The sequence below is a fragment of the Paenibacillus sp. G34 genome (genome assembly GCF_056856875.1).
In genome coordinates this window covers 5,655,027-5,669,002 of record NZ_CM166469.1, presented here as the reverse complement: position 1 = coordinate 5,669,002, position 13,976 = coordinate 5,655,027, and the positions used below count along the sequence as shown (strand labels likewise).

General features: G+C 46.1%; 11 protein-coding genes. 10 read left to right on the top strand and 1 reads right to left on the bottom strand.

Annotated elements, in window-relative coordinates:
* Positions 1-2 precede the first annotated feature (2 nt).
* The 7 genes from fliS (at position 3) to AC1VYS_RS25720 (ending at position 8,001) form a co-directional block, all read left to right on the top strand.
* Entirely contained in the window at positions 3-404 is a 402-nt protein-coding gene (gene fliS / locus AC1VYS_RS25750) for a flagellar export chaperone FliS (RefSeq protein ID WP_482911985.1), read from the top strand.
* Positions 397-738 (top strand): flagellar protein FliT, encoded by a 342-nt coding sequence (fliT, locus tag AC1VYS_RS25745; protein WP_482911984.1) that lies wholly within the window; start codon positions 397-399, stop codon positions 736-738. The genes fliS and fliT overlap by 8 nt, the downstream gene beginning before the upstream one ends.
* A 351-nt stretch (positions 739-1,089) precedes the next feature.
* On the top strand, positions 1,090-1,287 hold the full coding sequence (locus AC1VYS_RS25740) for a cold shock domain-containing protein (RefSeq protein ID WP_024631599.1): 198 nt from the start codon (positions 1,090-1,092) through the stop codon (positions 1,285-1,287).
* A 416-nt stretch (positions 1,288-1,703) separates the two neighbouring features.
* On the top strand, positions 1,704-2,267 hold the full coding sequence (gene hpf / locus AC1VYS_RS25735; protein WP_145414115.1) for a ribosome hibernation-promoting factor, HPF/YfiA family: 564 nt from the start codon (positions 1,704-1,706) through the stop codon (positions 2,265-2,267).
* A gap of 790 nt (positions 2,268-3,057) precedes the next feature.
* Positions 3,058-5,562: a preprotein translocase subunit SecA gene (gene secA / locus AC1VYS_RS25730; RefSeq protein WP_482915126.1), complete on the top strand. Its 2,505-nt coding sequence runs from the start codon at positions 3,058-3,060 to the stop codon at positions 5,560-5,562.
* A gap of 292 nt (positions 5,563-5,854) precedes the next feature.
* Positions 5,855-6,968 (top strand): peptide chain release factor 2 gene (gene prfB, locus AC1VYS_RS25725; protein WP_482911983.1). Its coding sequence is split into 2 segments (ribosomal slippage): positions 5,855-5,926 and positions 5,928-6,968, totalling 1,113 coding nucleotides; the frame shifts between segments, so codons are not numbered across the junction.
* Positions 6,969-7,092: 124 nt separating this feature from the next.
* A complete protein-coding gene (locus tag AC1VYS_RS25720; RefSeq protein ID WP_482911982.1) occupies positions 7,093-8,001 on the top strand; it encodes a YitT family protein in 909 nt (302 codons plus the stop codon).
* Positions 8,002-8,172: 171 nt separating this feature from the next.
* Here AC1VYS_RS25720 and cls read toward each other — a convergent pair whose 3' ends face one another.
* The gene (gene cls / locus AC1VYS_RS25715; protein WP_482911981.1) at positions 8,173-9,621 is read right to left on the bottom strand and encodes a cardiolipin synthase; all 1,449 of its coding nucleotides are present in this window, start codon (positions 9,619-9,621) and stop codon (positions 8,173-8,175) included.
* 518 nt (positions 9,622-10,139) lie between these two features.
* Here cls and argC point away from each other — a divergent pair.
* The 3 genes from argC (at position 10,140) to argB (ending at position 13,819) form a co-directional block, all read left to right on the top strand.
* Complete coding sequence (gene argC / locus AC1VYS_RS25710; RefSeq protein ID WP_482911980.1) at positions 10,140-11,189, top strand: N-acetyl-gamma-glutamyl-phosphate reductase; 1,050 nt, start codon at positions 10,140-10,142, stop codon at positions 11,187-11,189.
* Between the two features lie 147 nt (positions 11,190-11,336).
* On the top strand, positions 11,337-12,575 hold the full coding sequence (argJ, locus tag AC1VYS_RS25705; RefSeq protein WP_482911979.1) for a bifunctional glutamate N-acetyltransferase/amino-acid acetyltransferase ArgJ: 1,239 nt from the start codon (positions 11,337-11,339) through the stop codon (positions 12,573-12,575).
* Positions 12,576-13,024: 449 nt separating this feature from the next.
* The gene (gene argB / locus AC1VYS_RS25700; protein ID WP_482915125.1) at positions 13,025-13,819 is read left to right on the top strand and encodes an acetylglutamate kinase; all 795 of its coding nucleotides are present in this window, start codon (positions 13,025-13,027) and stop codon (positions 13,817-13,819) included.
* Positions 13,820-13,976: the final 157 nt, after the last annotated feature.

Here is a 13,976-nt window from a genome sequence, read left to right as displayed (position 1 = left end):
TTTTGATCACTTCTCCGTATGATAAATATCGTCAATCCTCTGTCCAAACTTCCAATCCCGGACAGTTAGTCATCATGTTGTATGACGGGGCTATTCGTTTTATTAAAACAGCCATTGCTGGTATGCAGCAAAAGGATATTGAAAAAACAAATCTGAATCTGGGTAAAGCTCAAACGATTATAAGTGAGCTAATGAGCACTTTGGACCAGTCGTACGACGTCTCTAAAAATTTATTTTCCTTGTATGAATATACCAATTATTTGCTCGTTGAAGCGAACATTCAGCGCGATGAATCAAAGGCTGAAGAAGCAGTAGGTTACTTGTCTGAACTGCGTGAGACGTGGGTACAAGCTTCCAAAATGGTAGCTGGTCAAGGAGAACAATCCGCTGGTGCTCATGGATAGATCAGAATGTATAAGTCAATTGGAAATCATGACTAAAGACATTCTGGCTAGTTTATATGATCTGGAATTTGAACAACTTGAATCTTTTACAGAAGAGCGGCAAGTAATTATAGATCAACTCCTTGAACACTTTTCTAATACACCGGCTAGTGAACATGAGAAATTAACTTTGCATAGCTTGTTAGAACGGGACTCAGAGATTCTTGCTCGGATGAACACGCTCCGGCTGGAGGCTCAGGACTGGTTGCATAAGCGTGGACAGGCTAAAGTACAGAGAAGTGCGTATGAGTCAGGCTACACGCCAGACAGTTTCTTGATGGACAAAAGAAAATAGGTATTACAAAAAAACTTCATTACATTTTTTGATTTTAGGATTAATTCCTTTGTCAGAAGATGTAAGAGGTTTTTTTGCATATTTTCGAAGACAATTCATCATTTAATTATTGAGTTATACAAAGGAAGGGATAGATTCGATAAGGGTTTCGGATAGGAACAAGTACTAAATGAATTCGGTGCCATAAATCCTGAAGCTTTCAACATTTCTCCCTATAAATCTACAAAAAATACCAATAAAACATTTTCTTTACCAATTGACAATGGATAAGTTTAGGTGATATCATCTGAATTGTGGGCTGGGGTCTCGGCCAGAGCTTACTTCATTTGATGACGAAGGGAATGTTAGTGCATGCAAGGTAAAGTAAAATGGTTCAACGCAGAAAAAGGTTACGGTTTCATTGAGACTGAAGATGGCGGCGACGTATTCGTACATTTCTCCGCAATTCAATCCGAAGGCTTCAAAACTTTGGAAGAAGGTCAATCCGTAGAATTCGACATCGTCGAAGGCGCACGTGGACCGCAAGCAGCTAACGTAATCAAATTATAATCATCCGGACAATCCGACCTACATATATGGTTAGATGGTTACCAAATTGAATTATCGCTAGCATCAGACTCCGGTGATCCGGGGTCTTTTTTTGTATTCATAGATTTTAATAATATGGGAGATTATCCCGTCAATCCTAGGACTTAAACAGGGAATTTAAAGGGTCATAATAAAGCTGGTTTTACATCATAGATTAAGTAACCGCCAAAACGGTTAAATACATGATCAAGCGTCAGACAAAATTTTATCTAATACTCCAATATGCCCGAAAATGGCGAATTATCGCGAAATATGGCGTTAAAGCTACATTGGTTGATGTGACTGGAGCAGATGTCATTATTCGGTCACCGGGAGTTTTTACATGGCGCTTACATTCGTGTTATAATGAAGTGGCAAAGATAAAGGAGGAGTGCCCTATGAATTTAAGTATTCGAGGTCAACAAATCGAGGTTACCGAAGCTTTGAAAGATTATGTCGACAAAAAGTTGAGTAGACTCGAGAAGTATTTCGATGCACCCCTTACCTCTGACGGTGCCGTTACACTGAGCACGACAAGAGGATTGCATACAGTCGAGGTGACGATTCCTTTGAAAGGCTTTGTGCTCCGTGCAGAAGATGAGAGCGATGATATGTACGCATCCATTGACGCCGTTGTAGACAAGCTGGAACGTCAAATTCGCAAACACAAAACGAAAATTAACCGTAAATTCCGTCAGGAAGGCAGCCTGAAGACACTCTTCGTGGAAGATCCGTCAGGCACAGTGGCTACAGCCGAACTGGATACAGATACGGATGACGATGATTTGGAAGTCGTACGGACGAAACGCTTTATGTTGAAACCAATGGACGTGGAAGAGGCAATCCTCCAAATGAACATGGTTGGTCATAACTTCTTCGTATTTTCCAATATCGAGAATGAAGAAGTGAGCGTGGTTTACAAACGGAACGATGGCAAGTATGGCCTGATTGAGCAAGGTTAAGTATACTTACAGCATCGCTTCAATTGAATAGTACAACCTACGATTGAATATAAGCAGGAGCTAATGGCTTCCTGAACTGAACCTAACGAGAGCCTCCATCCTTTACGGGATGGGGCTCTTTTGTGCGTAGCGACTGCTTGTCTATGTAGTGGGTGAATAGAGAAATACCTGTGATAGCGAAGTGTTCGCCTGAAGCTGGAAATAAAATAATGAAACTATTCGCTATATTGTTGCGTCTAATAGATTGAGAGTCAGCAGGAATATATATAACGAAGTAGAATTATTAAAGTGAAAAAACATTCTGAAATAAACTTCCATATTTCCCACAAATAAAGACGTACACCTTGCAGCATCTAGGGAAATACAACAGTCATGTTGTCGCTTCCGCTAACGACTATGATTTTTTGCACTAAAACTCGGTTTATACAGGGATTGAAGTTCAAAGAAGTCTGCTACGGCGTGTTGCGGCGACCCTTACAAACTGTTACAATTTATGCAAAGAGAATCATTGTCCTGATGGAGAATTGTCAACGAATGATCGCTAATCATAATCAATGACAGGCACAGCACCATGAACATGATTCAACAGCTCGAATTCTGGCAAGTTTCGATACACCAGATTCGAGTGAACACCGGATCAGCTTCATGAGTAACCGTGGCAAACCTGGAGTTGATTCATCTTATATTTTTTTGTTTGTCACCCCCAGGGGGAAATGGATGATAATCCATCCGATGGTGTCGCATGGCGGCAGCAGGGGGTCTATTCTGTTTTGCACGAAAGGGGTATACCATGTTAGGACTTGTCAAAAAGATCTTCGGAGACATGAACGAGCGTGATGTGAAACGTCTGATGAAGACGGTCGATGTGATCAATAAACTGGAACCACAATTTCAGGCATTGTCTGATGAGCAGTTGAAAGGCAAAACGGAGGAATTCCGTGCCCGCATCGAGAAGGGCGAAACGACGGATGAACTTCTTCCTGAAGCATTTGCAACCGTACGCGAGGCATCACGCCGTGTACTGGGCAAACGTCATTATGATGTACAAATGCTGGGCGGGATTGCGCTGCACGAAGGCCGTATTTCTGAGATGAAAACGGGTGAAGGTAAAACGCTGGTAGGGACACTGCCGGTATATTTGAATGCATTGATGTCCAAAGGTGTACACGTAGTCACAGTCAATGACTATTTGGCGCAACGGGATAGCCAGGAGATGGGACAAATCTATGAATTCCTGGGCATGACAGTTGGGGTTAACCTCAGCGGTATGGACCATGCATTGAAACAGCATGCATATGCATGTGATATTACGTACGGTACGAACAATGAATTCGGGTTTGACTACTTGCGTGATAACATGGTGCTGTACAAAGAGCAAATGGTACAACGCCCATTGTTCTTCTGTATCATTGACGAAGTAGACTCGATCCTTGTCGATGAGGCACGTACACCATTGATCATTTCGGGACAAGCTCAGAAATCGACGGATCTGTATTATGCAGCGGACCGTTTTGTGAAACGTCTTGTGCCAGAGGAAGATTTTACGGTGGATATCAAAGTGAAATCCGTAGCGCTGACCGAGGGTGGCGTAGCGAAAGCGGAGAAAGCATTTGGCATTGAGAACTTGTATGACCATGCTAACGTGACGCTTAACCACCATATCGTACAGGCTCTGAAAGCAAACGTAATTATGCGCCGTGATGTGGATTATGTGGTTGCGGATGAAGAAGTCATGATCGTTGATGAATTCACAGGTCGTCTGATGGCTGGACGTCGCTATAGCGATGGATTGCACCAGGCAATCGAGGCCAAAGAAGGCATCGAGGTTCAGAACGAGAGCATGACGCTGGCAACAATCACATTCCAGAACTACTTCCGGATGTACCGGAAACTTGCGGGTATGACAGGTACAGCGAAAACGGAAGAAGAAGAGTTCAAGAAAATCTATGGACTTGAAGTACTACAGATTCCAACGAACCGTCCGAATAAACGGGATGATATGGCGGATGTGGTATACAAGAGCATTGATGGCAAGTTCAAAGCGGTTGTGGAAGAGATCGTGGAACGCCACAGCAAAAACCAACCGGTTCTTGTGGGTACGGTATCCATCGAGAACTCGGAGCGTCTGTCAGACATGCTGAAACGTCGCGGCATCAGACACCAGGTCTTGAATGCGAAGTTCCATGCGGAAGAAGCTGAAATTATCTCCGGTGCTGGTCAGGCGGGTGCAGTAACGATTGCAACGAACATGGCCGGACGGGGTACAGATATTATTTTGGGTGAAGGTGTAGCTGAAGTTGGCGGCCTTCATATCATCGGTACAGAGCGTCACGAATCACGCCGGATTGATAACCAGTTGCGTGGTCGTGCCGGACGTCAGGGTGACCCGGGTTCCACGCAGTTCTACTTGTCGCTGGGCGATGAGTTGATGAAGCGTTTCGGTGCAGACAACGTGCTGAACATGATGGAACGTCTTGGCTTTGAAGAAGATCAGCCGATCGAGAGTCGCATGATCACTCGTGCCGTTGAATCTGCGCAGAAGCGCGTTGAAGGCAATAACTTTGACGTACGTAAAGTGGTTCTTCAGTATGATGATGTGATGAACCAACAGCGTGAGATTATCTATAAACAGCGCCGCGAGGTACTGGAGTCTGAAAATATTAAACAGATCGTTATGGATATGATCAAACCTTCCATTGAACGTATCGTTGAAGCACACTGCAGTGACGATATTCCGGAGAACTGGGAGCTTCAGGAAGTGGCGGACTTCATGAACAGCAAATTGCTGGATGAAGGCTCTATCACCAAAGATGAACTGTGGGGTAAAGAAGCTGAAGAGATGGTCGAGTACCTGTTCGAGAAAGTACAGAACAAGTACAACGCTCGTGAAGAACGTATCGGTGAAGAGATGGTTCGTGAGTTCGAGAAGGTTGTTGTGCTTCGCGCGGTAGACAGCAAGTGGATGGATCACATTGATGCGATGGATCAATTGCGTCAAGGTATCCACCTCCGTGCATACGGTGGTACAGATCCATTGCGTGAGTACCAGTTCGAAGGCTTCGAGATGTTCCATCAGATGATCGCTTCGATTCAGGAAGAAGTTGCGACGTATGTGATGAAAGCACAGATCGAAAGCAACCAGGAGCGTCAGGCGGTTGTGGACGAGAGTCAGATCTCGACAAGCGGTGAACCTACGGAGAAACGTCCGGTGAAGGTATCTGACCAAATCGGCCGTAATGACCCTTGTCCATGTGGCAGCGGTAAAAAGTTCAAACACTGCCACGGTCAAGAGTAGTTCTCGTCTCATTTCTTTTATCGAAGTGCCCAATGTAAGATAGATTAGTTATAGATTAGTTTAATCTATATCGTTTGACTAATGCGGCTCCTTGCAGCCGGGTGTTCAATAGGATAAAGTGAAGGATGCATAGCCGATGACTGGTGCATATGAATAATCATATGACGCTGAGTGAAGGCAGGCGTGCCAACTGGTAACAGTATGCGCAGCCGTATGAAGATGCATCCGAGACTTGATCTGATCGAACTTCCCGAATGCGGGGAGCTTATCTTAATGAAAAGAGGAATTGCACATGATTGATCCAAGCGTGAAGCAGGACCTGCGTGAAATAGGCAAGAAATTAACAAACCTTAGGGGGTCTCTTTGACTTAGATCTCAAGCAAGAGATGATTGAGAACTTCGAAGAGAAAATGTCAGCTCCGGACTTCTGGGATGACAATGAGAAAGCACAGGCTGTCATTGCTGAGATGAATGCCGTAAAAGGTTCAGTAGATCAGTACGCGAAGCTGCAACAGGATTATGACGATGCATTAATGATGGCTGAACTGGCTGACGAAGAAGGCGACGAAGAGCTGGCAGCCGAGATTGGCAACAGTGTTGCTGCAATTGTTGGCAAGCTCGAAGAGTTTGAACTACAGCTTCTCTTGAATCAGCCATATGACAAAATGAACGCCATTCTGGAGCTTCATCCAGGTGCTGGTGGTACCGAGTCGCAAGACTGGGGTCAAATGCTGCTCCGGATGTATACACGCTGGGCGGAGAAGCGGGGCTTCAAGGTTGAGGTACTGGATTATCTTCCGGGTGATGAAGCGGGAATCAAGAGTGTGACGTTGTCCATTAAAGGACATAACGCATACGGTTATCTGAAAGCAGAGAAAGGGGTTCACCGTCTGGTACGGATCTCTCCTTTTGACTCATCAGGCCGCAGACATACATCCTTCGTATCTTGTGATGTGGTGCCGGAGATCGACGATACCATCGAGATCGACATTCGTACCGAAGACCTTAAGATCGATACGTATCGTGCGAGCGGTGCGGGTGGGCAGCACATTAACACGACTGACTCGGCTGTACGGATTACACATATACCGACCGGAGTAGTAGTAACCTGTCAGAACGAACGTTCACAGATCAAAAACCGTGAGCGTGCGATGACGATGCTTCGTTCCAAATTGTATGAGCGCAAAATTGAAGAGCAGAAAAAAGAACTGGACGAAATCCGAGGGGATCAGTCGGATATTTCGTGGGGAAGCCAGATTCGCTCCTATGTATTCCATCCCTATAGTATGGTAAAGGATCACCGTACAAGCGTGGAAACAGGTAATACAGGAGCAGTGGTGGACGGCGACCTCGATGCATTCATCGACGGTTATTTGCGTAGCCAAATTAAAGTAGAAACCGATTAATTCAAGTTCCTGTATGGACCCGTGCGCATAGGCGTATGCTGGTGTATACAGGGGCTTTTTTTTGAACATTTTTATGAAATGTGAAGTAGATTATGGATACGTTATATAAAGGAGAGCACGACACATGCAAGATCAACAGCATTCATACCCTCAACGCAAAAAGAGGTTAACCACCTTCATACCCCTGAATGGGCCTTGGCGGAACGTCATCGATACCCTTTTGATTATCGTAGGTTCGTTTCTAATTGCGGTAGCCTTTAATTTATTTTTATTACCGAATCAAATCGCTTCAGGTGGTGTATCAGGTCTGTCCATCCTGGGAGACGAATGGTTCGGCTGGGAGCCGGCATATACTCAATGGGCTATTAACATTCCGCTATTAATCGCAGGATTTCTGCTGATCGGCAAACAGTACGGTGTGCGTTCGATCCTTGGTAGTATTGTGCTACCGCTCTTTGTCTATTTGACGAGTCATTGGGAGATCCCGACGGCCAATCCGTTGCTTGGCTCCTTGTACGGAGGTATTGGAGTGGGTCTCGGGATTGGGATCGTGTATCGCGGCAGAGGTTCAACGGGAGGTATGAGCATTTTGGCGCGCATTGTGCAGAAGTACAGTGGGCTTAGTTACTCGCTGTGTGTTGTGATCATGGATGCGACCGTTATTATTTTGGCAGCCTTTGTATTGTCGCTGGAACAATCTCTGTATGCGTTAATTGGTTTGTACGTAACGGGTAAAGTGATTGATGCCGTCGAGATGGGACTGGGATACTCCAAGGTGGCATATATCATCTCCAACCAGACGGAACCGATTACCAAAGTCATTCTGGCTGATCTGGATCGTGGTCTGACCAAACTGGAGGCGAAAGGTGGATATACGGATGACCAGCGGACTGTACTGATGGTGGTCGTTGGGCAAAATGAAGTGCCGAGACTGAAAGCATTGATCCGGTCGGTAGACCCGGGTGCTTTTGTCATCATTAGTAATGCGCACGAAGTGCTTGGAGAAGGATTTAAGCGCGGTGAGCATATTTAAGGTTTAGAAGCATTGGGGTATAATAATAAAAGCAGATCCTCACTTTGCCCAGATTACGGGAAAGGAAGGTTCTGCTTTTATTTTTTAGGATAACAGCGATTGGAAAATTATCATGTCATCGTAGTATCTGTGTAGATCATGTTCTGTTATTTATATAGGTTCCTGCCAAGTTTACAAGATCGGAGACAGCAGACGAGAGATCGCTTCTTTGCCACGTATCGTAAAACTGCGATTTTGATATTCTTCCAGCGACAACTCCCGCGATACATGCAGGTCGTGTTCAAAGGTCTGTACAAGTGCTGTTGCAATGGTCTCATCGTACATAAATGCATTGACCTCAAAGTTCAACCGGAAACTGCGGTAGTCGATATTGGCAGTTCCGACCGAAGCGACCAAACTATCAATAATCAGTGTTTTGGCGTGGATAAACCCATTATCATAGATAAACACTTTAGCCCCTACTTTTAGCAACTCCCCGATATAAGACAACGTGGCCCAATATACAAACGCATGATCCGGTTTATTGGGAATCATAATACGAACATCGATACCTGACAGGCAAGCAAGCCGTATCGCTTCGAATACACTGGCATCCGGAATAAAATACGGGGTTTGAATGAGAATCGAATGTTTGGCACCATTAATCATCTTCAGGTAACTGTTCTTGATGTGCTCGATCTCGGCGTCAGGTCCACTGGATACAATCTGCATGGCGGTTTGACCTGAACCCTCAATATGAGGGAAGTGAGAGGGAACATACGGCGTGTCATGTTGTTTGGAAGCTTCGTTCCAGTCGAGCAGGAAACGTGTTTGCAGCGCATGAACCGCATTACCTCGAATACGTAGGTGGGTATCGCGCCAGTAGCCGAATTTCGAATTGAGTCCGAGATATTCATCCCCTACGTTAAATCCGCCGGTATAACCAAGATTACCATCGATGATCACGATTTTGCGGTGGTTACGGTAATTCATCCGCAGATTGATCAGACTGAATTTGGAAGGGAAAAAGACTTCAACAAGTCCACCCGCTTCACGCAATTCTTTGAAAAATCGATTTCTTACCCGCCGCGAGCCAAGCGCGTCGTACAGCAGACGAACCTTCACGCCTTCGCGTGCTTTGCGGATCAGAGCATCCCGAATTCTTTTGCCGAGACCATCCCCGCGATAGATGTAATATTGCACATGCACATGATCTTGTGCCGCCTCGATGTCATCCAGAAGCCGCTGGAACTTGTCGGTTCCATCGGTGATGATCTCAACCTCGTTATGCTCTGTCAGGAGTGCACCATTTTGTTTGAGATTCATATAAATCATATCCTGGCTGCTTTCAGTTGCCTTATTGGAGAAAGGCGTTCGATTATCCTGCAGCTGTGCAAGCTGCGCTTCAATTCGTTCCTCCAATCCAAGCTTCTTGCGCTCTTTCCATTGAAATAAACGATACCGAGTCAGATTCTGACCCGTCAAAAGATAAAGGATGAACCCGAAGACCGGAATAAAGTTCAATACCAACAGCCAAGCCCAGGAAGCACTGGCATCCTTGCGTTCAAAGAAGACGACTGCGGCAGCGAAGATAATATTCAGTCCCAGGAGCACAATAAGTAATATGGATTCGATATGCACTGTAGTCCCCCATGTCTCATAATGACCTTCGGAGTCCAGTTCAATGTGACCTTAACTAAAAAGGATATGTGTATGAACAAGACTCTGTATGTAATGTTTCCTTCTACTATGTATTTTAACAGAAGAAACCTTGTTCGTCCCTAAGGTAAAAAGTTATCGTTCGGATTTGTTGGAAATCCGTGTTAAATTGATGATAGATGGTTGTATTTATATAACTAGAGTCGTATAATAATACACAAATATGCATTGAAGCGACGGAATTGTCTGCTTAAGCTTTGATGATACGTATGAACGAGATGTTTGCACAAAAAACGGAGAGGACAGAAACAAACCTGGAAAGCGAAGCGGTCGCTTTTATAACCGGATTTTCCCTTTAAGAAAGGGATGAAAAAATCCGGGGATAACAGCGAATGAAAGGTTGTTCTGTCATTGAAGTGCTAGTGCAAATTTCTCGTCATCATTCAGAGAGCCTTGAGCAAGGCACAAGTAGCGCATACAACAGGATTGGGGGAGCGAGAGTGAATAACAAATTAAGAGTGGCAATCGTCGGTTCCACCGGCTACGGCGGGGTGGAACTGATTCGTTTTTTTCAGAATCATCCGCAAGTTGAAATTACATCGGTAATCTCTTCATCGAGCAGCGGGGAGTCCATCGCAGATGGGTTTCCGCATTTGACGGACGTGATTCACAGGCCACTTGACGGCGTTGATCCGGCAGAGATCGCAAGTCGTGCAGATCTCGTATTCACCGCGACCCCGTCTGGCGTAAGCGCCAAGCTCGTACCGAGTTTACTGGAGGCAGGGCTGAAGGTGATCGACCTGTCTGGTGATTTCCGTTTGAAAGACGGATCGGTATATGAGCAGTGGTACAAACACCCTGCACCGGCAGCAGACTTGTTGGAGAAAGCTGTATACGGTATGGCTGAGGTGTACGGGGACGAAGTGAAGGGCAAAGATTTTATATCCAATCCTGGCTGTTATCCGACAGCGACATTGCTGGGTCTGATTCCTGCGGTGGAGGCGGGTTGGATTGATCCTTCGACTATTATCATTGATGCAAAATCGGGTGTATCCGGTGCAGGGCGCGGAACGAGCCTGACTAACCATTACGCAGAAATGAACGAAAATTTTAAAGCGTACAAATTGAATAAACATCAGCATATCCCTGAAATCGAGCAAGTTCTCGGCAACATTACCGGAAGCCCGGTGACCGTTACTTTTACAACACAACTTGTACCGATGACACGCGGTATTATGAGTACAATGTATGCGAAGTTGACGGGAGAACACAGTGATTGGGAGATTGTGGACTTATATCGTAAATATTATGAAAACAGACCTTTTGTACGTGTGCGTGAACCAGGGATTTGGCCTTCGACAAAAGAAGTATCTGGATCGAACTATTGTGATATCGGATTTGCAGCAGACTCGCGCACAGGACGTTTGACGATCATTTCGGTTATCGACAACCTGGTAAAGGGTGCATCCGGGCAAGCGATTCAAAACATGAACCTGATGATGGGATGGGAGGAAAACCTCGGGCTGAACATGACACCGGTGTATCCATAACATGTGGCTGGTGAACATCGCAGGGGGAAGCGCTAAGAAACGGTGTTCCATTTCAGCGTCATACGCATGGGTAGGTAGCAGTCGGGCAGTTTCAGTTAAAGCAGGCGGTTCATCAGCATATGGCTGAACGCATACGGGGGATACGATATGGGAACAAAAGTGGAGCAACAGGCATTTACCGTAGTTGAAAATGGAACAATTGTTACGCCAGGCGGGTTCACCGCAGGTGGGCTGCACTGTGGTTTGAAAAAAACTACACGCAATGATATCGGAGCGATTCGTTGCGATATTCCCGCGACAGCTGCAGCCGTATACACGACCAACGTGTTTCAGGCAGCGCCGCTCAAAGTCACTCGGGAAAGCCTGAGCAACGGACGTTTGCAGGCTGTGATTGTAAATAGCGGTAATGCCAATGCGTGCACAGGACAGCAGGGTGAAGAAGATGCATATGCGATGCGTGCGGCAGCGGCTCGTGAACTGGGCGTGGCTGAAGAGGACGTGGCTGTGGCTTCCACGGGTGTCATCGGAGAACTGCTGAAGATGGATGCGGTACATTCGGGCATCAAGGCGCTTCCGGAACAGCTCGGCAAAGAAACGAACGAAGCAGAACAATTTTCACAAGCCATTCTGACTACCGATTTGGTGAAAAAGGAAGCTTGCGTCTCCGTCGTTGTCGGCGGCAAGACGGTAACGATTGCGGGAGCGGCCAAAGGCTCGGGCATGATCCATCCGAATATGGCCACAATGCTGGCATTTATGACCTCGGACGCGGTCATCGGAGCAGAAGCGTTGCAGCGCCTGCTGCGCCAAGCGACCAACCATACATTCAACATGATTACCGTGGACGGTGATACGAGCACGAACGATATGCTCGTAGCGATGTCCAGCGGATATGCAGGTAATGAAGAGCTGACGATGGATCACCCGGATTGGGAGGCATTTGCTGCCGGTTTCACATATGTGTGCCAGGTACTCGCCAAAGCAATTGCACGCGATGGTGAAGGAGCAACGAAGCTGGTGGAAGTTGAAGTTACGGGTGCGGTTAGCGATGAGTCTGCACAAGCGATTGCCAAGACGGTAATCGGTTCAAGCCTGGTGAAATCCGCGATGTTTGGAGCTGATGCAAACTGGGGCCGAATTATCGCCGCTGTAGGCCGTGCAGGCCAACCCGTAAACCCGGATACGGTGGATATCCGTCTCGGTGATATCTCCGTGCTCGCGCAGTCTCGTCCTGTTGTATTTGATGAAGAAGCAGCACTGACATACTTGCAGACGGATACGGTGCGCATTGTAGTGGACCTGCATCACGGTGAAGGTAACGCCGTAGCTTGGGGCTGTGACCTGACGTATGACTACGTACGAATTAACGCCGCGTACCGTACGTAAATAGACGATATATCATTAATAAGCATTGTCTTAAATTAATAATTAATTCTTTTGATGTAACGTAAATCAATTGATCTATAGGGTATTTGAAGCCATTAAAGATCTTGAACTTGCAGCTTGATCTCCAGAAAGCTGCGTACCATCATAGATGTAAAAATCAGTTATAAGGATTAAACTTTTAAATAGAAAAAATAAACGAATGTAGTGGAAGATGCGGAATCGATTCTGTAGAAGCGGAGCGTTCGCATTTGTCTCCGGGTTTCCCTTTGGAGAAGGGGAATCAGAAAAACCTGGAGACAACGGCGATCGAAAGAACGATCCGAATCTGGAACGCTAGCGTTTATACTGTATCTTTTATATAGGTGTTAATCCTGTATAACTCCATAAGGAAGGAGCTTTGCCTCGTGAATTCGACCTTGCCAAACGGCAGCCCTGTAACGGAAGCAGGTATGGAAAAACAGATGTTTGTGATGAAATGTGGAGGCAGTACGCTGGCTGCATTGCCGGAGTCCTTTTTTGCGGATCTGCGTGATTTGCAGTCCTCGGGAAACGGTCCGGTCATCGTTCATGGCGGCGGCCCGGCAATCTCTGATAATCTGGCGAAGCTTGGGATCGAAACGGAGTTCGTAAACGGCTTGCGTAAGACTACCGAACCTGTGCTGGACGTTGTCGAAATGGTGCTGGCAGGCAGCATTAACAAACAGATCGTCCGTTTGATCCAGCGTGTAGGCGGTCAGGCTTTGGGCGTATCCGGAGTCGATGGTGGTCTGATCCAAGCAAAACCGGTAGCAAACCACGCCGAAATCGGCTGGGTTGGTGATGTAACAAGCGTCAAAGCTGAGATTATCCAAGGCATCGTGAATATGGGTTATATGCCTGTTATTGCACCTGTAGGTGTAGATGCGAGCGGACAGCGTTACAACATTAATGCAGATACCGCTGCCGGAGCGGTGGCTTCACATCTCGGAGTAAGCCGAATGATCGTAGTGACAGACGTACCAGGCATTATGAAGACGATTGGTGGCGAGAAAAAAGTACTGCCATCCGTATCCGTTCAGGAGATCGAGGATATGATTCAAACCGGCGAAATCTATGGTGGCATGATTCCGAAGGTACGCGCTGCAATTGCCTGCATTCACGGCGAGGTGCGCGAAGTAATCATTGTAGACGGCAGCGAACCACAGATCCTGAGCCGTGTGCTTGGCGGCGAAACAATAGGTACACGAATTATCCGAATGCAATAGATGTAATACGAAATTCAGACTTTAGGCTTTTATTTATATAAAAAAGAATTTGTACACGGTGTTTTTATGAGAAGTTGAATTTACACGTTAACGGAGAGGGTAGAAAAAACCTGAATAGCGAAGCGCTCGTGTATAGTCGGATTTTTTCTTTATGTCA